This window comes from Peribacillus sp. N1, from assembly GCF_054600815.1.
The window spans coordinates 575,996-594,811 of the sequence record NZ_BAAHZO010000003.1 but is presented as its reverse complement, the minus strand read 5'-3'; the positions used below and the strand labels follow the sequence as shown (position 1 = coordinate 594,811).

Sequence of the window (18,816 nt, the reverse complement as noted above, 5' to 3'; positions counted from 1 at the left end):
CAGACATGAATATTGAACAGTTCCAACAAGCACTGCTGGAGAAAGGAATCGAGCTTTCTCCTCAACAGCTTGATCAGTTTGACACTTATTATCGATTATTGGTGGAATGGAACGAAAAGATGAACTTAACAGCCATCACTGATAAAGAAGAAGTTTATCTGAAGCATTTTTATGATTCAATCAGTGCAGCCTTCTATTTTGACTTTAATAAATCATATCGAATTTGCGATGTTGGGGCTGGAGCTGGATTTCCGAGTATTCCATTGAAGATTTGTTTCCCTGATATCCACGTCTCGATTGTGGATTCCTTGAATAAGCGAATTTCTTTTTTGAATCACCTTGCGGATTCCTTGCAATTAAAGGGAGTTTCCTTCTATCATGACCGGGCTGAAACCTTCGCCCAAAAACCGGAGCATCGCGAATCCTATGATATTGTCATGGCGAGGGCGGTAGCCAGGATGTCCGTTTTAAGTGAACTATGTTTGCCGCTTGTTAAACCGGATGGGACTTTCATTGCCATGAAAGCGGCTAGTGCACAAGATGAAATGGACACTGGGAAGAAGGCCATTTTTACGTTAGGCGGAGAAATCGAAGAAATTCATCCTTTCACATTGCCAGAGGAAAATAGTGAAAGAAACATCATTACTGTAAAAAAAGTGAAGAAGACTCCTAAAAAGTACCCGAGAAAACCAGGGACACCAAATAAACAGCCTATTGAATAATCCTTGAAAGAGGAGTATGTTTTCATAGTAAGCGCAGATGATTCAGATATATGGCTGGTACTTGCCCTTATTTTCTTTTACTATAAATGTATGAACTTATTATTTTCACTCAATACTGCATTTGCTAGCAAAAAGACATTTAGGTACATGTTAAAACGTGTGCCCTGTGCTGGCTGATTCAGGGAAATAGTCTAGGGCATGCCGGCCGATATTCATAATAACCGGCCTTCCATTCCTCATTATTGCCTTGATGGCGCCAGTCGACATGTTTTTTACAGTGAAGGGCAATATGTATAACCATGTCGGGAAATGTATGCAGGACTTGTCCTATAAATAGAGAATATGTTATTTGGGAGTTTTAAAAGGTGGTGTAGGAAGATGAAGCATCCTTTTTCGCGGTTCTTTGGGTTTGGCGAAAAAGAAGAAGAGCAACTAGAGATGGAGACACCTAGCAATAATAATGAAGAGATAAGAAAAATTTCCATTTCTGATATTGTGCCTAATCGATTTCAACCAAGGACCGTTTTTAATGACGATAAAATTGCTGAATTGGCTCAAACGATTCATACTCATGGGATCATTCAACCAATTGTAGTAAGGGCTTATGGTCAGGGAAAATATGAAATCATTGCAGGTGAGCGACGTTTCCGGGCCATGCAAAAGCTTGGCTGGGAATTGGCACCTGCTATAATCAAGGATTTCACCGATACAGAAACGGCTTCCGTCGCGCTGATAGAAAACCTTCAGCGTGAAGAACTGACACCGATTGAAGAAGCTTTGGCTTACGGAAAACTATTGGAGCTGCATAGTTTAACCCAAGAAGCTCTGGCACAAAGACTGGGAATAGGTCAATCTACCGTGGCGAATAAGCTTCGGCTGCTTAAGCTGCCACAGGAGGTTCAGGATGCACTTCTTCAAAAGCAAATTACGGAACGCCATGCCCGCTCGTTGATACCGTTAAAGAGTCCTGAAAAGCAGCTTAAACTGCTTTTGGAAATCATCGAAAAAGGGTTGAACGTCAAGCAGACCGAAGAGCAGGTCGTCAAGCTCCTGACGGGTACTGTGCAGAAGCCGAAACCTAAGCGAAAAGCGTTTAGTAAAGACATGAGGATTGCCGTGAATACCATACGCCAATCACTCAATATGGTTACAGACAATGGAATAAATTTGGATGCAGAGGAAGAAGAATTCGAGGAGTATTATCAGTTCACGATTAAAATACCCAAGAAAAAAACTTGATTCCCTATCCTTAGCCCGCTTGGTAGTCTTCGATTACCAAGCTTTTTTATTTCTCTCCAAAACTGGCATTTTCCTCCTTGAAAACATTCAACTTTCCCCGGATTTTTAATGCTTTTAAGTGTATTTGAAATTTTAAGAGGAATTTCAGAAAACGATTTCTTCCAGTAACATTCATGATAAAATAGAAAGAAATAAATGGATTTACGGTACAAATCAATAGATTTATATAGCGTGATGAAGATAGTTGAAAGCAGGTGAATTCGTGGGGAAGATTCTCGCCATTGCCAATCAAAAGGGCGGTGTTGGAAAAACGACAACTTCTGTCAGTCTAAGTGCTTGTCTTGCATATATAGGACAGAAAGTCTTAATGGTCGATATTGACCCGCAGGGAAATGCGACAAGCGGTGCAGGTATCGACAAGGCAGATGTGGAACAATGTATTTATGATGTATTGGTTGATGATGTCGAGGCCAGTACCGTTATCATGGAAACAAAGGTAGAAAACCTATATGCCATACCTGCGACAATTCAACTTGCAGGTGCAGAAATTGAACTGGTTCCAACCATCTCAAGGGAAGTCCGATTAAAAAGGGCATTAGAAGAGGTGCAAAGCCAATATGATTACATTGTGATTGACTGCCCTCCGTCATTGGGGTTGCTTACGCTTAATGCCTTAACGGCTGCTGATGCAGTTTTGATTCCGGTACAATGTGAATATTATGCATTGGAAGGTTTGAGTCAGCTGTTGAATACGGTCCGCCTCGTCCAAAAGCATTTGAACCATGATTTGAAAATCGAGGGTGTGCTTTTGACGATGTTGGATGCAAGAACAAATCTAGGTCTCCAGGTCATAGAAGAAGTAAAAAAATACTTTCAGGATAAAGTCTATCAAACCATCATTCCCCGCAATGTCCGTTTGAGTGAGGCACCGAGCCATGGAGAACCGATAATTATATATGATCCAAAGTCACGTGGGGCGGAGGTCTATCTAGAACTGGCAAAGGAAGTGGTATCAAATGGCTAAAGGACTTGGCAAAGGACTTAACGCACTTTTCAACAGTGGGGAGATCAGTAAAGATGAAATCGTGCGCGAAATCAAAGTAAGGGAATTAAGGCCAAATCCTTATCAGCCCCGAAAGAGCTTTCGGCTTGAAGCTATAGAGGAATTAAAGCAATCCATCATGGAACACGGGATATTACAGCCGATTATTGCCCGGGAAAGCATTAAGGGCTATGAAATCGTGGCTGGGGAAAGGCGTTACCGTGCTGCCAAGGAAGCAGGTTTAAAGACAGTTCCGGTCGTTGTGAGGAAATTGAGCGAACAGCAGATGATGGAACTGGCGATTTTGGAAAACCTGCAACGGGAGGATTTGAATCCGATCGAGGAAGCCGTCGCTTACCAAACACTTCTTGAAAAATTGGAATTTACCCAGGAGCAGTTGGCCAATCGGCTGGGTAAAAGCAGGCCCCATATAGCAAACCATGTTAGATTACTTTCTTTGCCTGAAGGGATTAGGAGATATATCTCCGATGGGGAAATTTCCATGGGCCATGGACGGGCATTGCTAGGTTTAAAGAAAAAAGAGTTGCTTAAGCCGGTAGTGGATAAAATCCTCAAAGAAGGTATGAATGTCAGACAGCTAGAGCAATATATACATCAATTGAATGATACCGTTTCACGTGAAACCAAAACTAAGAAACAAGAGAAAAAAGATATATTCATAAAGCAACGGGAGACAAGTCTGCGTGAAAGACTAGGAACGAGCGTAACGATAAAACAAAGCAAGAAAAAAGGAAAAATAGAAATAGAATTCTTTTCAAAAGAAGATTTAGAGAGAATTTTGAACTTGATCGATCAAGAGAACCTTTCCTCTTAGATTGCCTTTATGAAAAGATCGTGACGACTTATGCAGAAAATTAGGTGGATGAGATGGTATTATTAGGGGCCTTGGTGAATGGTGCCTGCATTTTAATCGGTTCGATTTTAGGAAGGTTTTTACAACATATACCTGAAAAGATAAAAGAAACGGTCATGAGCGGCATTGGTTTGGCTGTCATGGTCTTAGGTTTACAGATGGGGTTTAAAAGCGATAATTTCCTTGTTGTCATTTTAAGTATTGTCGGAGGGGCTGTCCTAGGTGAATGGTTGAATCTTGAGGGTAGGCTTAATTCTTTAGGCAATTGGCTTGAACGCAGAATGAAAGCGAAGGAAGGAACTTCGATATCCCAGGGGTTTGTAACGGCTACACTCATATTTGGCATTGGGGCGATGGCCATTATTGGTGCCCTGGATAGCGGCATCCGGAATGATCATGACGTTTTGATAACAAAAGCGATCATCGATGGATTTACAGCATTGGTCCTCGCCAGCACGCTCGGCATAGGTGTACTTTTTTCAGCATTTCCGATTATTCTATATGAGGGGTTAATGGCGATTTTTTCAAGGCAGATCAATACGATGGTCCCAACTGCTTTAATGGATTCCTTCATATTGGAAATGACGGCAACTGGGGGAGTCATGATTTTGGCAATTGGTTTGAATATTATCGGTGTTACCAAAATAAGGGTGGCGAATCTGCTTCCAGGCATAATGATCACCGCCATTCTGGTTACTTTCATGTATTATGTATAAAAAAGAAGGAAGGGGATGACCCCTTCCTTCTTTTTTATCATAAGCAAAAATCCATCAAAGGGTTTTTTCTTGCTTGAATGACCATGTGAAAGGAGTGATGGTAGGTTTTATTGGATAATGATTTTGTGCTTCATGAATTCCCTCGGCAATGGTTTTGGCCATTTTTAGCACGAGATTAAGACGAGTGTTCTGCAAGACCATGAACTCCATGAATCCACTTACATTCACGATTCCTGTAATATGGGCATTTCCAACGGAAGGAAGATCTTTATTGACCCCAGCACCTGGCTTCACTGGTCCCTGGCCGATTTGAACTATGCCGACGCTTTTCATTTTCCCTAAGCAAGCATCGATTCCGACTATAAATGGATTGGTATGCATCTTTTTGATTTCATTTAATTTTTCCTGTAAATTCATCGCATGTATAGGGTCATCCAGAGTACCATAAACATGGAATGAAGAAGAGCTGTTTTCAGCTTTTTCACTAAGCAGAGTGCCAACAAGTGGTCCGAGTGAATCGCCTGTGGAACGGTCTGTGCCTATACAGACGATGACGATTGGTTGGAGCTTTCCGGTAGGTAGGAGGTTGATCAATTCCTGGGAAATTTGTTTGGGTGCATCCGTATCTTCATGCAGGATGCGACTCAATCTATTTTTATTATTATTAAATAGACTAGAATTCAGATTCATCGGCTCAACTCCTTTACTTTATTTGGTATTACAGTATACGGATAAAAAGGGGAAAATATACGGTATTTAACATAATGGATGAGGGAATTTTTTGTAGAACATGCAAACAGGTGAAGGGGATATGAATCGACGTTCTTCCTCTACCAATTGCTTTCATTTATACTTTCTAGTAAATAATTACTTGAATATTTGGGGAAAAACTTCTAATTCTTTTACCTATATACCCATAATTTTTTTGTACAGAAACCATTATTTATTGATAAAATAGAGAAAATCTCTCTAATTCATGGTTATCTCCATGCATGAAGGGTAGAGGAATACGTCTATATGGGAAAAATCATATATAAGATATAATAGTTTTGCAGTTATTTGCATTAAGCAGGAGGAAAATATGGATCGCATTTATGATAGCGTTACAAAAGAGATATTGGATGAAAAGATATGGCTGCTGATGGGCGAGGGCATTATTAAAATCTTCCTTGTTCTGTTGTTATCGCGTATTATTATTACAATAGGAAAGACTATTCTGAATAAATTTTTCAAAGCTCGTTTAAGAAGTCCAATTCGGGTATCGGAGCGCAGGGAAGCGACACTCATTAAATTGCTGGAAAATATCATTACTTATGTCATCAATTTCATTGCCTTGTTGATGATTCTGGAGATTTTTGGACTTCATGTGATGCCATTACTCGCTGGTGCTGGTGTTCTCGGTTTGGCCATTGGATTTGGCGCACAAAGTTTGGTCAAGGATATAATTACCGGGTTTTTCGTTATTTTTGAAGATCATTTCTCGGTTGGGGATTATATTAAAATCAATACTTTTGAAGGGGAAGTCATTGAAATCGGGCTTCGTACAACAAAAATCAAAAGCAGTGCAGGTGAATTACACTTCATACCTAACGGCAGCATCATCCAGGTCACGAATTATTCGATTTTAAACAGTATGGCTGTTGTTGATGTGACCATACCTAATGATGGATCGGTCGAGCGTGCCGAGAAGGTGCTGATTGATCTTTTAAACAGTATGGAAGGCAGATACGAAGCCCTGGTCAAAGCACCAGAATTTTTGGGAATTGAAAAAATCAGTCCTGAAGAAATCGTCTTTCGGGTTAAAGCGGAAACGAAGCCGATGCATCACATCGAAATCAGCAGGATATTAAGAAATGAAATAAGTGCTGCGCTTGATTCAAGTGGGATTAAATCTACGTACAATGGCAGCGAGTCATAGGAGTTAGGGGGCTCATGGTTATGGAAGAAAAGGAATTTGCACTTAAGGATATTGTGGAAATGAAGAAACCACATCCGTGTGGAGTGAATAAGTGGAGAATTATACGGCTCGGTATGGATATCCGGATAAAATGTGAAGGGTGCGGTCATAGCGTGATGCTGCCCCGACGTGAATTCGCAAAGAAAATGAAAAAAGTTCTGCAAAAGCATGAGGAGTGATCATGCTTTTTTTTGGGGAGTGAAAGTAGTCCTGCGTTTCTCATGATTTACTTGTCTTTTTAGGAAGCGAAATCTATAATTGGGAAAGGTTTAGGTTATTGGATGGTCTTATAGAAGATCAGTTCTTTTCCCATATGTACGAATCATCTTGAAGGAGTGAAATATAAATGGCTTTAACAGCTGGTATAGTCGGTTTGCCTAACGTAGGTAAATCCACTTTATTTAATGCAATTACTCAGGCAGGTGCGGAATCTGCCAACTATCCTTTCTGTACGATCGACCCTAATGTCGGGATCGTGGAAGTCCCAGATCACCGTCTGCAAAAATTGACTGAATTGGTTAAACCGAAAAAAACGGTTCCGACAGCATTTGAATTCACGGATATCGCCGGTATTGTAAAAGGAGCAAGTAAAGGAGAAGGATTGGGTAATAAATTCCTTTCCCATATCCGTCAAGTTGATGCCATTTGTCAAGTCGTCCGTTGTTTTGCAGACGATAACATTACCCATGTTTCCGGAAAAGTAAATCCAATCGATGATATTGAAGTCATCAACCTTGAATTGATCCTTGCCGATTTGGAATCTGTTGTCAAACGCATCGACCGTGTCGGAAAAATGGCCAAGCAAAAAGATAAAGCCGCTGTTGCAGAACATGAAATCCTTGTGGCTTTAAAAGAAGCACTGGAAGATGAAAAGCCTGCACGTTCCGTTGAGTTTACTGAAGAGCAGCAAAAAATCGTGAAGGGCATGCATTTACTTACGGCGAAGCCGACGCTTTACGTAGCGAACGTGAGCGAAGATGAAGTGGCGAATGCTGACGATAATGAATATGTACAGCAAGTTCGTGAATATGCTGCGAAGGAAAATGCCGAAGTAATCGTGATTTGTGCCAAAATCGAAGAAGAAATTGCAGAGCTTGAAGGTGAAGAAAAGGAAATGTTCCTATCTGAACTTGGCATCGAGGAGTCAGGTCTTGATCAGTTGATCCGTGCTTCTTATAATCTGCTTGGATTGGCAACATACTTTACAGCTGGTGTACAGGAAGTGCGTGCTTGGACATTCCGAAAAGGAATGAAGGCCCCTCAATGTGCAGGCGTCATTCACACGGACTTCGAACGTGGTTTCATCCGTGCCGAAACGGTTTCTTATACCGATTTACTTGAAGCGGGCAGTCATGGTGCTGCAAAAGAAGCGGGTAAAGTCCGTTTGGAAGGAAAAGAATACATCGTTAACGATGGCGATGTTATCCATTTCCGTTTTAACGTTTAAGATTCAAAGACCCTACCGTTCCATATGTAGGGTCTTTTTTGCGATTTGAATCATCAGATTACAATTAATTGTAATAAGTCGAACCGTTCGTTGCAAAGCCTCTTTAACTATGCTATAATTTTATCTTGTGAGTAATTATAAATAATTGCTCCTTGCCCAATTGGGCCGCTTAGACCAAAAGGAGGTGACAGTGATGAGAAAATACGAAATTATGTATATCATCCGTCCAAACATTGAGGAAGAAGCTAAAAAAGCTTTAGTTGAACGTTTCAACACAATCCTTTCTGATAATGGTGCGGAAGTAGAAGCAAAAGAATGGGGTAAACGCCGTCTTGCATACGAAATCAATGATTTCCGTGATGGTTACTACATGCTTCTTAAAGTTAACGCTGAAAGTGCTGCGATTCAAGAATTCGATCGTCTTGCTAAAATCAGTGAAGACATTATTCGCCACATGGCTACTAGAGAAGAAGTTTAATTCAATATTTATATAAATTCTAATCTTGTTTCACATGAAACAAGCTTGAAACCTAGGGGTTGATTCTGATGATGAATCGCGTAGTTTTGGTAGGACGCTTAACTAAAGATCCTGAATTACGATATACACCTAATGGGGTTCCCGTAGCTACCTTTACTTTGGCTGTGAACCGTAGTTTTACGAATCAGCAGGGTGAACGTGAAGCGGATTTCATTAACTGTGTAGTTTGGCGTAAACCGGCAGAAAATGTAGCTAACTTCTTGAAAAAGGGCAGTTTAGCTGGCGTGGATGGACGTGTCCAAACACGTAATTATGAAGGACAAGACGGCAAACGCGTATATGTGACGGAGATTCTGGCTGAGAGCGTTCAATTCCTTGAACCACGAAGCAGTTCAGCGGGTGAAAGAAATGAAGGCGGTTCTTACGGTGGAGGTCAAAGAAGTTATGGTAATAACGGAAATGACAACAATTCGTATGGACAAAATCCTAATCAGAATCAACGGAGCAATAACAACTACACTCGTGTAGATGATGATCCATTTGCAAATGACGGTAAGACAATCGACATTTCAGATGACGATCTTCCGTTTTAAACAGCCGTTTAAAATGAAAATTCAAAAAAGCAGGGAGGGAAATATATTATGGCAATGGGTGGACGTAAAGGACGCGGTAAGCGTAAAAAGGTTTGTTATTTCACATCTAACGGAATCACTAAAATTGATTACAAAGATACAGATCTTCTTAAAAAATTCGTCTCAGAACGCGGTAAAATTTTACCACGTCGTGTAACTGGCACAAGCGCTAAATATCAACGTAAATTAACGATTGCTATTAAACGCTCACGTACTATGGCATTACTACCATACGTATCTGGTGAATAATAAATTGGCACATTGAGGAGTTATCCTTAATGTGCCTTTTTTATAAGTTATCGCTTATGCCTGAAAACTGCTGAATTGCGGTTTTTTTTATTTCAGAAGGAAGTTATCCGCGCGTTTTCCTCAGAAAAAATAATCATATCCTAAAAAAGAATGTGATGTTTGAAATATCCTGGCCGTAACGGATACAATATAAAGATGGAGATAAAGACATCAATAATAACAGGGGGTGAAATAAAGATGAATAGCGGGAGACGAATTGCCGAGGGCGGAGCACTTCTGGCACTATATTGCATTTTATTGTTCATCACCATTCAAATCCCACTATTGGGTATTTTCACTACTTTCTTTTTACCCATTCCATTCATACTGGTCACAATCAAACAAAAGTTATCGTGGAGCCTTGGTTACTTATTTGTAGCCTCACTATTGTCGATCCTCATCGGGACGATATTGTCTGTTCCGCTGACCTTGCTCATGGGGGCGACGGGAATTGCGATCGGCTATTTTTTGAAAAAGGACAAACCGATGGCACCTATGTTCATAAGCGCAGTCCTTGTCTTTCTGGGGGGCATTTTATTAATGTATGCAGCTTCAGTTTTGATTACGGATGTTAATTACATAGAAGAATCGATGAACATTCTTGAGGGGTCCATTGAAAATTCAATCGGCATCATGGATTCTTTTGGACAGGCACCGACGGAACAAGTCAAAAAGCGGATGTATGAATCAATCGATATGATGAACACCCTGATGCCAAGTTTGTTCGTCTTGATGTCCGTCATCATGGTTTTATTGATTTTCCTTGCGGCGCACCCCATTGTGAAGAGATTCAGTGATAAGGCGTTAAAATGGCCACATTTTCGAGATCTGCGACTCCCGAAAAGCCTTTTATGGTATTATTTAATTACGATGCTTCTTGCTCTTTTTGTGAATACGGACAAGAACAGTTTTGTATATATGGCCATAACGAACCTATTTTTCATACTGCAGTTCTTCATATTATTACAAGGGTATTCCCTGATATTCTATATTGCTCATGTTAAGTCATGGGTTAAGGCCATACCTGTTTTAATCGTGGTTTTTTCTTTGCTTCTGCCGATTCCGATTATTACGACGGCCGTCCGGTTTTTAGGTATAATAGATTTAGGATTTCCATTTAGGGAGACAATCAAGAAAAAGGAATAGAAGACTTTTTTGTAAAACAGATGCTTTTAGGAGCTGAAACTATGCCATCTTATTTGAAAGAATACTCGATTAAGTCCCCATTATATGGGGTGCTCGCCGCGGTCGTTTTACTATTGGGCGTCCTGGCTTATTATAATTGGGTTATTGCACTTGTTGGATTATTGATTCTTGCTGGTTTATTTTATTTAACATTAAGAATGGTAGAAAAAAAGCAACGGAAGACAGAAGAGTATATAACGACTTTATCTTACCGTTTAAAGAAGGTAGGCGAAGAAGCGTTATTGGAAATGCCGATTGGGATCATGCTCTTTAATGAGGATTATTACATTGAATGGACCAATCCATTCCTGGCATCCTGTTTTAGTGAAGACTCCTTGGCAGGAAGATCGCTATACGATGTTGCGGACTCGATAGTACCGTTAATCAAGCAAGAGATCGAGACAGAGACACTTACGCTCCACGATCGGAAATTCAAGGTGGTCCATAAGCGTGATGAAAGGCTTCTTTACTTTTTTGATGTGACGGAGCAAGTGGAAATCGAGAAATTATATGAAGATGAGCGAACGGCAATTGCGATCATTCTTCTTGATAACTATGATGATTTAACCCAGGGTATGGATGATCAGCGTAAAAGCAGCATTAATAGCTTGGTTACCTCACTTCTTGATAAATGGGCAAGGGATAATGGCGTTTTCTTTAAACGGGTTTCCTCGGAACGATTCATCGCTGTCTTTAATGAGCATATCCTTCAGCAGCTTGAAAAGGGGAAATTCTCGATTTTGGATGAAATCAGGGAAACGACGGCCAAGCAAAATGTGCCATTGACCTTGAGCATCGGTGTCGGCTCGGCCGTGTCATCCTTGCCGGAACTAGGTACGCTTGCACAGTCCAGCTTGGATCTCGCTTTAGGACGTGGCGGTGACCAGGTAGCCATAAAGCAAGCGAATGGAAAAGTGAAATTTTATGGCGGCAAAACCAATCCGATGGAAAAACGCACGAGGGTCCGTGCCCGTGTTATTTCGCATGCATTGAAGGATATAGTACTTGATAGCGATAAAGTCATTGTCATGGGCCATAAAAACCCGGATATGGACGCAATCGGTTCAGCGATCGGCATCTTGAAGGTTGCCCAAATGAATGAACGTGAAGGCTATATTGTCATCAACACCCAGCAGCTCGATAGCAGCGTCCTTCGTTTAATGGAAGAGATCAAAAATAAAGAAGAGTTGTATGCCCGGTTCATAACACCTGATGATGCATTTGAAATGATTACGGATGAGACGCTGCTGGTTGTGGTTGATACGCATAAACCTTCCATGGTAATTGAAGAGCGGCTATTGAATAGGATCGATAAGGTTGTGGTCATCGATCATCATCGCCGGGGTGAGGAGTTCATCAAGAACTCATTGCTCGTCTATATGGAGCCATATGCGTCTTCAACCGCAGAACTTGTGACCGAACTGCTTGAATATCAGCCGAAACGCTCAAAGATTGATATGCTGGAGTCGACGGCGCTTCTTGCGGGTATCATCGTCGATACGAAAAGCTTCACCTTGAGAACGGGTTCACGCACTTTCGATGCCGCCTCTTATCTAAGGGCGCATGGGGCTGATACGGTACTTGTCCAGAAATTCTTAAAAGAAGACGTGGACACTTATATCAAACGTTCGAAGCTCATTGAAGAAGTCATCTTTTATAAAAAGGGAATTGCCATTGCAGCGGCAAAAACCGATCAGGTTCATAATCAGGTGCTCATCGCTCAGGCTGCGGATACCCTATTGACCATGGATGGCGTTGTCGCTTCCTTTGTAATGGCTAAGCGATCTGATGATACAGTTGGCATAAGTGCGCGCTCTCTCGGTGATATCAATGTACAGGTGATCATGGAAATGTTGAATGGAGGCGGACATCTAACAAATGCCGCCACCCAGCAGGTATGCTCCATTGATGAGGCCGAAAGTCGATTGAAAGCAGCTATTGATGAATATTTAGAAGGGGGACATAAAGAATGAAAGTGATATTTCTTAAAGACGTAAAAGGTAAAGGGAAAAAAGGGGAAGTTAAAAATGTTGCAGATGGTTATGCACATAATTTCCTGCTTAAACAAGGATTGGCGGTTGAAGCAAATAATTCAAATGTAAAAACTTTGGAAGCCCAGAAAAATAAAGAAGAATCACTTGCAGCAGAAGAGCTGCAGCAAGCTGAAGAATTGAAAGTGCAGCTGGAGAAGTTAACGGTTGAACTATCAGCCAAAGCCGGTGAGGGCGGGCGTTTATTCGGTTCAATCACGACTAAACAAATTGCCTCCGAGCTTCAGAAAAAACACGGTATCAAGATTGATAAACGTAAAATGGAGCTTGCTGATGGCATCCGTTCTTTAGGGCATACAAAGCTTCCAGTTAAGCTTCATCCTGAGGTCACTGCGACACTGACTGTGCATGTGAAAGAAATTAACTAATTTTAGCTGTTTCATATCTGTGAAAAATTGATAAAATAGAGATAGACGAAAAATGTGATTGGGCATGTTGTCCTTTCACTTTTTTCTTTTTTACTAGAAACATATAAAAGGTATCCTCTTAGATTGGGAGGTTTTAAGATATGATAGAACAATTTCAGGATAGGATTCCACCTCAAAATATAGAAGCCGAACAGGCTGTACTGGGAGCCATTTTTCTAGAGCCCTCTTCATTGACCGTTACATCGGAAGTTTTGATTCCGGAAGACTTTTACAGAAGCTCTCATCAAAAGATTTTTAATGTGATGCTTAAATTGAATGACGAAGGAAAAGCTGTCGATTTGATTACGGTGACAGAGGAACTGGCTGCGACAAAAAACCTTGAAGAAGTTGGCGGTGTTTCTTATTTAAGTGAATTGGCCGGATCGGTGCCTACCGCCGCCAATATTGAATATTATGCCCGCATCGTCGAGGAGAAGTCATTGCTGCGTCGTTTGATCAGGACAGCGACCAACATCGCTCAGGAAGGCTACAGTCGCGAGGACGAGGTCGAGGAGCTGCTCGGGGAAGCAGAAAAAACGATCATGGAAGTGGCCCAGCGTAAAAATTCCGGGTCTTTTCAAAATATTAAAGATGTATTGGTTGCGACTTACGATAACATAGAAATTTTGACTACCCGTAAAGGGGATGTCACGGGAATACCGACAGGGTTTGCTGAACTGGATCGAATGACAGCAGGGTTCCAACGTAATGACCTCATTATAGTGGGTGCCCGTCCTTCGGTTGGTAAAACCGCTTTTGCATTGAATATCGCTCAAAACGTTGCGACCAAAACGGAGGAGAATGTAGCGATTTTCAGTCTTGAAATGGGTGCAGAGCAGCTCGTTATGCGTATGCTCTGTGCTGAAGGGAATATCAACGCTCAGAATTTACGGACAGGTTCCTTAACTGATGAGGATTGGCGTAAACTGACGATGGCGATGGGAAGCTTGTCGAATGCCGGCATTTATATCGATGATACGCCAGGTGTGAGGATTGGTGAAATCCGTTCAAAATGCCGTCGTTTGAAGCAGGAACATGGCCTTGGCATGATATTGATCGATTACCTGCAATTAATTCAAGGAGATGGTCGTTCAGGCGACAATCGTCAGCAAGAGGTATCCGAGATTTCACGTTCACTCAAAGCGCTCGCTCGTGAACTTAAAGTGCCCGTCATCGCCCTTTCCCAGCTATCGCGGGGAGTGGAGCAGCGTCAGGATAAGCGCCCGATGATGTCTGATATCCGGGAATCCGGGAGTATCGAGCAAGATGCGGATATCGTCGCATTCTTATACCGTGATGATTATTATGATAAAGAATCCGAGAACAAAAATATCATTGAAATCATTATAGCGAAACAGCGTAATGGTCCAGTTGGCACGGTTTCGCTTGCATTCGTGAAAGAATATAATAAATTCGTTAACCTTGAACGCCGCTTCGATGATGATTCGATGTCTCCCGGCGCATAGAAAACTGCCTGCCATTATGCAATGGCGGGCTTTCTCTGTTTCGGGAAAAAGAAAGTGCGTTATGATAATAGAAAAAGAAATCAGAGGGTACAATAATGTTTGACAATCCAAAAAAACCGGAAAGAAATTTCTCATATTTACGAACAAAGAATTTTTTAAAAAGTGTATTGTTCGGATTTTGTATTGACTTCCAGTTTGGATTATTGATAAAATAGGTTTGTTTGATAAGAACCGGTTAATGATCGGTATTACGTGAACCTTTGGAGGTGCTTTATTCAGATGTCATCAGTTGTAGTAGTCGGTACACAATGGGGAGACGAAGGTAAAGGTAAAATAACAGATTTTCTATCCCAGAATGCGGAAGCCATCGCTCGTTATCAAGGTGGGAATAATGCAGGACATACAATAAAATTTAACGGCGTTACCTATAAACTGCATTTAATTCCGTCAGGGATTTTTTATAGTGATAAGATTTGTGTCATTGGAAATGGTATGGTGGTTGATCCAAAAGCTCTTGTAGAGGAGCTTGCTTATTTACATAGCCATGGGGTGAGTACGGATAATCTTCGTATCTCGAACCGTGCACATGTCATTCTTCCTTACCATATCAAATTGGATGAAGTCGAAGAAGACCGTAAAGGCGCCAACAAAATTGGAACGACTAAAAAGGGAATCGGCCCTGCATATATGGACAAAGCTGCTCGTAACGGAATCCGCATGGCAGACCTTTTGGACCGTGAAATTTTCGAGGAAAAATTGTCTCAAAATCTTGTCGAAAAAAACCGTATGTTTGAACGTTTCTATGAAACGGAAGGTTTCAAAATCGAAGATATCTTGGAAGAATACTATGAGTACGGACAACAAGTGCAGAAATATGTTTGTGATACATCCGTTGTATTGAATGACGCACTTGATGAAGGAAAACGGGTATTATTCGAAGGCGCACAAGGTGTTATGCTTGATATCGATCAAGGAACATACCCATTTGTCACTTCATCTAACCCGGTTGCAGGTGGAGTTACGATCGGTTCTGGTGTAGGTCCTACGAAAATCAACCATGTGGTTGGAGTATGTAAAGCATATACAAGCCGTGTGGGCGATGGTCCTTTCCCTACAGAATTACATGATGAAGTCGGCAACCAAATCCGGGAAATTGGCCGGGAATATGGTACAACTACAGGCAGACCACGCCGTGTAGGCTGGTTTGACGCTGTTGTCGTTCGCCATGCTCGCCGTGTCAGCGGGATTACCGATTTATCATTGAACTCTATTGACGTATTATCAGGTCTTGATACGGTCAAAATTTGTGTGGCTTATGACTACAAAGGCGAGATCATTCATGAGGTTCCAGCGACTTTGAAAGCGATTGGCGAATGTAAACCAGTCTATGAAGAGCTGCCAGGCTGGTCAGAAGACATCACAGGCTGCAAATCATTGGATGAGCTTCCAGAGAACGCTCGCCATTATGTAGAGCGCGTATCTCAATTGGTAGGCATTCCTTTGACCACTTTCTCTGTCGGTCCTGACCGCAACCAAACTAATGTCGTGAGAAGCCCTTGGCGTCTAGCGTAATTCATGAAAAAGGAGCTGGCTTTTTTTGCCGGCTCTTCTTTCGTTATTAAGATCAATGCATCATCTGTCACGTTCGGGAGGTCCAGGATACCGAATGAATGGATTAAACTGTAGGGAAAATGAAAAAGATAAGAAAAAAAATTTTTTATTTCAAAAAACTATTGCCTAAACTATACTAACCATGATATTATCAAAAGCGTCGTCACAATAGAACAAGCCATTAACAAGCTGCAGATGTTAAGTTCACATCATGCAAAGAAACATTTCATTAGAACGAGCCATTAGCTCAGTTGGTAGAGCATCTGACTTTTAATCAGAGGGTCGAAGGTTCGAATCCTTCATGGCTCACCATTTTTTCCGGCCCATTGGTCAAGCGGTTAAGACACCGCCCTTTCACGGCGGTAACACGGGTTCGAATCCCGTATGGGTCACTTCTTTATATAAATGCTTTACTGGTCCCGTGGTGTAGCGGTTAACATGCCTGCCTGTCACGCAGGAGATCGCGGGTTCGATTCCCGTCGGGACCGCCATTTTATTTTTATACTAAAATAGAATATTTGGCTCAGTAGCTCAGTCGGTAGAGCAAAGGACTGAAAATCCTTGTGTCGGCGGTTCGATTCCGTCCTGAGCCATCCTTTAATAAACGCCTTTCCTTTAGGGCGTTTTTTTGTTTTGCATTCAGATGTATTTTGAATGAAATACTGTTAATGGATTGTTAACGTTTTGTAACATACCAATTTAGACCAATTCGTCATATAAACCGCTTTTAGCCTTGCTGGGCTTAGGTCCACTCCCTTTTCTGCAGTTTATTGAAACTTTCCCATTACCATATTTATTGGTACATGTTGTCACCATTTATACAGTTCTATTACATTATGAAGTCTGTTTCTTGTTTTTTTTCTTAATATGGTAGAGTTATGAGTGATAAAAAATCATTATAGCAATCAGTCATGAGCATGTTGATATTTAAAATGGACTAATAAAACTCGAAATAAATTTGATTAGTTTCTTAATTGGTGACTGAGCCGTTAAGGAGGACAATATATGTTTAGCTCAAAAGGTAAGGGGATCATCCTGTTGATGGTTTCCGTCATTTTAGTGCTTGCAGGAAATCGGGCAACTGCTGCTGGGCTACCGGAAACTGCAACCATACAGCATGTTTATCTTAACGATGAGTTCGTCGGAAGTGTCACGGATGAAACGGAGATCGAAAAGATCGTAGCCGATAAAGTAGAAGAAGCACAGGAAGACTATCCTGACTTTACATTCGATAAGGAGGCACAGCTGACTTTTGTACCTGAAGAGGTATTCGATGAAGAGGTAAAAGAGGATCAGGCTGTTAAGGGAATTCAAGATCAGTTGAATGTGAAGGCAGAGGCGTATGAAATCGACATAGATAATCAGGCGGTCGCTTATGTTGCGTCAAAGGAAGATGCCGAGGACGTTCTGGAGAAAATCACTTTATTATATGTAGATGAAGAGGAATACGCTGAATACGAATCAGGTAAAAAAGAAAGTGAAAAAGATTTGGATCCGTTAAAAGAGTCAGGAAGTAGAATTCTGGACATCGAATTTTCACTTCCAGTTACGTCTATAAAGACAATGGTATATCCAGACGAAATCAAGAGCGTCGATGAAACCCTCTCCATGATAGAAGAAGGAAAGGAAGAAACGACAATCTATGAGGCTAAGGAAGATGAAGATCTTGAAGCCATTGCCACTAGGCATGATATGGACCTGGATCAACTGCTGGAGCTGAATCCGGGACAGGATGAGAACAAAGATGTTAAAGAGGGCGAACGTCTCTATGTGACCCAGCGTACCCCCTATTTGAACGTAATGGTAGAAAGAGAAGTATTTAAGGAAGAGAGAATTCCTTTTCAAAAGAAAGTGAAGGAGGATGACGAACTCCTTAAGGGCGAGATCATTACTGAACAAATAGGGAATGAGGGAATTCTTGCGTTCACCTATAATGTATCTGAAACAAACGGAAAGAAAATCAGTGAAACGATCGTAAAAAAAGAAGTCACGGAAAAAGCCAAAACAGAAATCACCAGAAAAGGCACCAAGGTCATTCCTTCACAGGGAAGCGGTACATATTCATGGCCTGCAGATGGGGGCTATATTTCCAGTAAGCAGGGCCAGCGATGGGGGAAACTTCATAAAGGTATTGATATTGCCCGGCCAACCACCAGGACAATAACGGCAGCAGATCATGGGATAATCGAAACTGCAGGAAACTCCGGAGGATATGGAAATAAGATAACGATCAATCATAATAATGGATATAAGACAGTGTATGCCCATTTGGATTCAATAGATGTAAAAGCAGGACAAAAGATTGAAAAAGGCATGAAAATCGGCATGATGGGTTCAACAGGGCACTCGACTGGTGTCCACCTCCATTTTGAAATATATAAAAATGGGTCTCTCGTTAATCCGCTAAACTTTATAAGTCAGTAACCGGTGGAAGTCTTCGAAAAATATTCGAAGACTTCTTCTGCTTCATAAATAGATGAGAATAATAGGAAAAAGGTGATTTAATGCCTATAAAATGATAAAGTAGAATAGAGACAATTTGCTTTCATTTCCGGTGTTCAGCCCCTTTTATTGGGTATATATATGTAAGTTTGCTGAACTAGGTTGCGAAGATTGGTGCAAGCAGAAGGAAAAGTGAATAAGGTCCCGGATAAGGACACGGTTTTTAATAGATTCAGTTCAGTTATTAAAAAGGAGATAA

18 protein-coding genes and 4 tRNA genes are annotated in these 18,816 nt (G+C 41.3%); 21 read left to right on the top strand and 1 reads right to left on the bottom strand.

What is annotated here, in order from left to right:
• Positions 1 to 5 precede the first annotated feature (5 nt).
• From rsmG to ACYP5M_RS15770, 5 genes are all read left to right on the top strand, one after another.
• A complete protein-coding gene (gene rsmG / locus ACYP5M_RS15790; protein WP_101223977.1) occupies positions 6 to 722 on the top strand; it encodes a 16S rRNA (guanine(527)-N(7))-methyltransferase RsmG in 717 nt (238 codons plus the stop codon).
• Positions 723 to 1,100: 378 nt separating this feature from the next.
• Positions 1,101 to 1,961: a nucleoid occlusion protein gene (gene noc / locus ACYP5M_RS15785; RefSeq protein WP_076368506.1), complete on the top strand. Its 861-nt coding sequence runs from the start codon at positions 1,101 to 1,103 to the stop codon at positions 1,959 to 1,961.
• Between the two features lie 262 nt (positions 1,962 to 2,223).
• Positions 2,224 to 2,985, top strand: a complete 762-nt coding sequence (locus ACYP5M_RS15780; protein WP_034316249.1) for a ParA family protein — start codon at positions 2,224 to 2,226, stop codon at positions 2,983 to 2,985.
• Positions 2,978 to 3,838 (top strand): ParB/RepB/Spo0J family partition protein, encoded by an 861-nt coding sequence (locus ACYP5M_RS15775; RefSeq protein WP_101223975.1) that lies wholly within the window; start codon positions 2,978 to 2,980, stop codon positions 3,836 to 3,838. Before ACYP5M_RS15780 ends, ACYP5M_RS15775 begins: the two co-directional genes overlap by 8 nt.
• A gap of 53 nt (positions 3,839 to 3,891) precedes the next feature.
• The gene (locus ACYP5M_RS15770; RefSeq protein ID WP_427573207.1) at positions 3,892 to 4,593 is read left to right on the top strand and encodes a DUF554 domain-containing protein; all 702 of its coding nucleotides are present in this window, start codon (positions 3,892 to 3,894) and stop codon (positions 4,591 to 4,593) included.
• 54 nt (positions 4,594 to 4,647) lie between these two features.
• On the opposite strand, the gene yyaC is transcribed toward ACYP5M_RS15770, so the two are convergent.
• The gene (yyaC, locus tag ACYP5M_RS15765; RefSeq protein WP_402943058.1) at positions 4,648 to 5,283 is read right to left on the bottom strand and encodes a spore protease YyaC; all 636 of its coding nucleotides are present in this window, start codon (positions 5,281 to 5,283) and stop codon (positions 4,648 to 4,650) included.
• Between the two features lie 391 nt (positions 5,284 to 5,674).
• Between yyaC and ACYP5M_RS15760 the strand changes: the two genes are divergently transcribed.
• From ACYP5M_RS15760 to ACYP5M_RS15685, 16 genes are all read left to right on the top strand, one after another.
• Positions 5,675 to 6,511 carry a mechanosensitive ion channel family protein gene (locus ACYP5M_RS15760; RefSeq protein WP_101223972.1) on the top strand — a complete coding sequence of 279 codons (837 nt, stop codon included), beginning with the start codon at positions 5,675 to 5,677 and terminating at the stop codon, positions 6,509 to 6,511.
• Between the two features lie 20 nt (positions 6,512 to 6,531).
• A complete protein-coding gene (locus ACYP5M_RS15755) occupies positions 6,532 to 6,729 on the top strand; it encodes a DUF951 domain-containing protein (protein ID WP_034316158.1) in 198 nt (65 codons plus the stop codon).
• Positions 6,730 to 6,896: 167 nt separating this feature from the next.
• On the top strand, positions 6,897 to 7,997 hold the full coding sequence (gene ychF, locus ACYP5M_RS15750; protein ID WP_034316156.1) for a redox-regulated ATPase YchF: 1,101 nt from the start codon (positions 6,897 to 6,899) through the stop codon (positions 7,995 to 7,997).
• A gap of 193 nt (positions 7,998 to 8,190) precedes the next feature.
• Positions 8,191 to 8,475 (top strand): 30S ribosomal protein S6, encoded by a 285-nt coding sequence (rpsF, locus tag ACYP5M_RS15745; RefSeq protein ID WP_034316153.1) that lies wholly within the window; start codon positions 8,191 to 8,193, stop codon positions 8,473 to 8,475.
• A 68-nt stretch (positions 8,476 to 8,543) separates the two neighbouring features.
• A complete protein-coding gene (gene ssb, locus ACYP5M_RS15740) occupies positions 8,544 to 9,068 on the top strand; it encodes a single-stranded DNA-binding protein (RefSeq protein ID WP_057278276.1) in 525 nt (174 codons plus the stop codon).
• 48 nt (positions 9,069 to 9,116) lie between these two features.
• Positions 9,117 to 9,356, top strand: a complete 240-nt coding sequence (gene rpsR / locus ACYP5M_RS15735; RefSeq protein ID WP_053348323.1) for a 30S ribosomal protein S18 — start codon at positions 9,117 to 9,119, stop codon at positions 9,354 to 9,356.
• A gap of 237 nt (positions 9,357 to 9,593) precedes the next feature.
• The gene (locus ACYP5M_RS15730; RefSeq protein ID WP_434168228.1) at positions 9,594 to 10,541 is read left to right on the top strand and encodes a YybS family protein; all 948 of its coding nucleotides are present in this window, start codon (positions 9,594 to 9,596) and stop codon (positions 10,539 to 10,541) included.
• Between the two features lie 41 nt (positions 10,542 to 10,582).
• Positions 10,583 to 12,553, top strand: a complete 1,971-nt coding sequence (locus ACYP5M_RS15725) for a DHH family phosphoesterase (protein ID WP_063595549.1) — start codon at positions 10,583 to 10,585, stop codon at positions 12,551 to 12,553.
• Complete coding sequence (gene rplI / locus ACYP5M_RS15720) at positions 12,550 to 12,999, top strand: 50S ribosomal protein L9 (protein ID WP_101223970.1); 450 nt, start codon at positions 12,550 to 12,552, stop codon at positions 12,997 to 12,999. The genes ACYP5M_RS15725 and rplI overlap by 4 nt, the downstream gene beginning before the upstream one ends.
• 140 nt (positions 13,000 to 13,139) lie before the next feature.
• Positions 13,140 to 14,504, top strand: coding sequence for a replicative DNA helicase (dnaB, locus tag ACYP5M_RS15715; RefSeq protein ID WP_034316139.1), 1,365 nt, complete (start codon positions 13,140 to 13,142; stop codon positions 14,502 to 14,504).
• Positions 14,505 to 14,783: 279 nt separating this feature from the next.
• The gene (locus ACYP5M_RS15710; protein ID WP_076368493.1) at positions 14,784 to 16,076 is read left to right on the top strand and encodes an adenylosuccinate synthase; all 1,293 of its coding nucleotides are present in this window, start codon (positions 14,784 to 14,786) and stop codon (positions 16,074 to 16,076) included.
• Between the two features lie 275 nt (positions 16,077 to 16,351).
• A tRNA-Lys gene (locus ACYP5M_RS15705) sits at positions 16,352 to 16,427 on the top strand.
• 8 nt (positions 16,428 to 16,435) lie between these two features.
• A tRNA-Glu gene (locus ACYP5M_RS15700) sits at positions 16,436 to 16,507 on the top strand.
• Positions 16,508 to 16,530: 23 nt separating this feature from the next.
• Positions 16,531 to 16,606, top strand: a tRNA-Asp gene (locus ACYP5M_RS15695).
• Between the two features lie 29 nt (positions 16,607 to 16,635).
• A tRNA-Phe gene (locus ACYP5M_RS15690) sits at positions 16,636 to 16,708 on the top strand.
• A gap of 412 nt (positions 16,709 to 17,120) precedes the next feature.
• Entirely contained in the window at positions 17,121 to 18,539 is a 1,419-nt protein-coding gene (locus ACYP5M_RS15685; RefSeq protein ID WP_459735237.1) for a peptidoglycan DD-metalloendopeptidase family protein, read from the top strand.
• Positions 18,540 to 18,816 lie beyond the last annotated feature (277 nt).

Coding starts and splice junctions, on each gene's coding strand:
- rsmG (WP_101223977.1), top strand. CDS start 6: ATGAATATTGAACAGTTCCAACAAGCACTGCTGGAGAAAGGAATCGAG.
- noc (WP_076368506.1), top strand. CDS start 1,101: ATGAAGCATCCTTTTTCGCGGTTCTTTGGGTTTGGCGAAAAAGAAGAA.
- ACYP5M_RS15775 (WP_101223975.1), top strand. CDS start 2,978: ATGGCTAAAGGACTTGGCAAAGGACTTAACGCACTTTTCAACAGTGGG.
- ACYP5M_RS15770 (WP_427573207.1), top strand. CDS start 3,892: ATGGTATTATTAGGGGCCTTGGTGAATGGTGCCTGCATTTTAATCGGT.
- yyaC (WP_402943058.1), bottom strand. CDS start 5,283: ATGAATCTGAATTCTAGTCTATTTAATAATAATAAAAATAGATTGAGT.
- ACYP5M_RS15760 (WP_101223972.1), top strand. CDS start 5,675: ATGGATCGCATTTATGATAGCGTTACAAAAGAGATATTGGATGAAAAG.
- ACYP5M_RS15755 (WP_034316158.1), top strand. CDS start 6,532: ATGGAAGAAAAGGAATTTGCACTTAAGGATATTGTGGAAATGAAGAAA.
- ychF (WP_034316156.1), top strand. CDS start 6,897: ATGGCTTTAACAGCTGGTATAGTCGGTTTGCCTAACGTAGGTAAATCC.
- rpsF (WP_034316153.1), top strand. CDS start 8,191: ATGAGAAAATACGAAATTATGTATATCATCCGTCCAAACATTGAGGAA.
- ssb (WP_057278276.1), top strand. CDS start 8,544: ATGATGAATCGCGTAGTTTTGGTAGGACGCTTAACTAAAGATCCTGAA.
- rpsR (WP_053348323.1), top strand. CDS start 9,117: ATGGCAATGGGTGGACGTAAAGGACGCGGTAAGCGTAAAAAGGTTTGT.
- ACYP5M_RS15730 (WP_434168228.1), top strand. CDS start 9,594: ATGAATAGCGGGAGACGAATTGCCGAGGGCGGAGCACTTCTGGCACTA.
- ACYP5M_RS15725 (WP_063595549.1), top strand. CDS start 10,583: ATGCCATCTTATTTGAAAGAATACTCGATTAAGTCCCCATTATATGGG.
- rplI (WP_101223970.1), top strand. CDS start 12,550: ATGAAAGTGATATTTCTTAAAGACGTAAAAGGTAAAGGGAAAAAAGGG.
- dnaB (WP_034316139.1), top strand. CDS start 13,140: ATGATAGAACAATTTCAGGATAGGATTCCACCTCAAAATATAGAAGCC.
- ACYP5M_RS15710 (WP_076368493.1), top strand. CDS start 14,784: ATGTCATCAGTTGTAGTAGTCGGTACACAATGGGGAGACGAAGGTAAA.
- ACYP5M_RS15685 (WP_459735237.1), top strand. CDS start 17,121: ATGTTTAGCTCAAAAGGTAAGGGGATCATCCTGTTGATGGTTTCCGTC.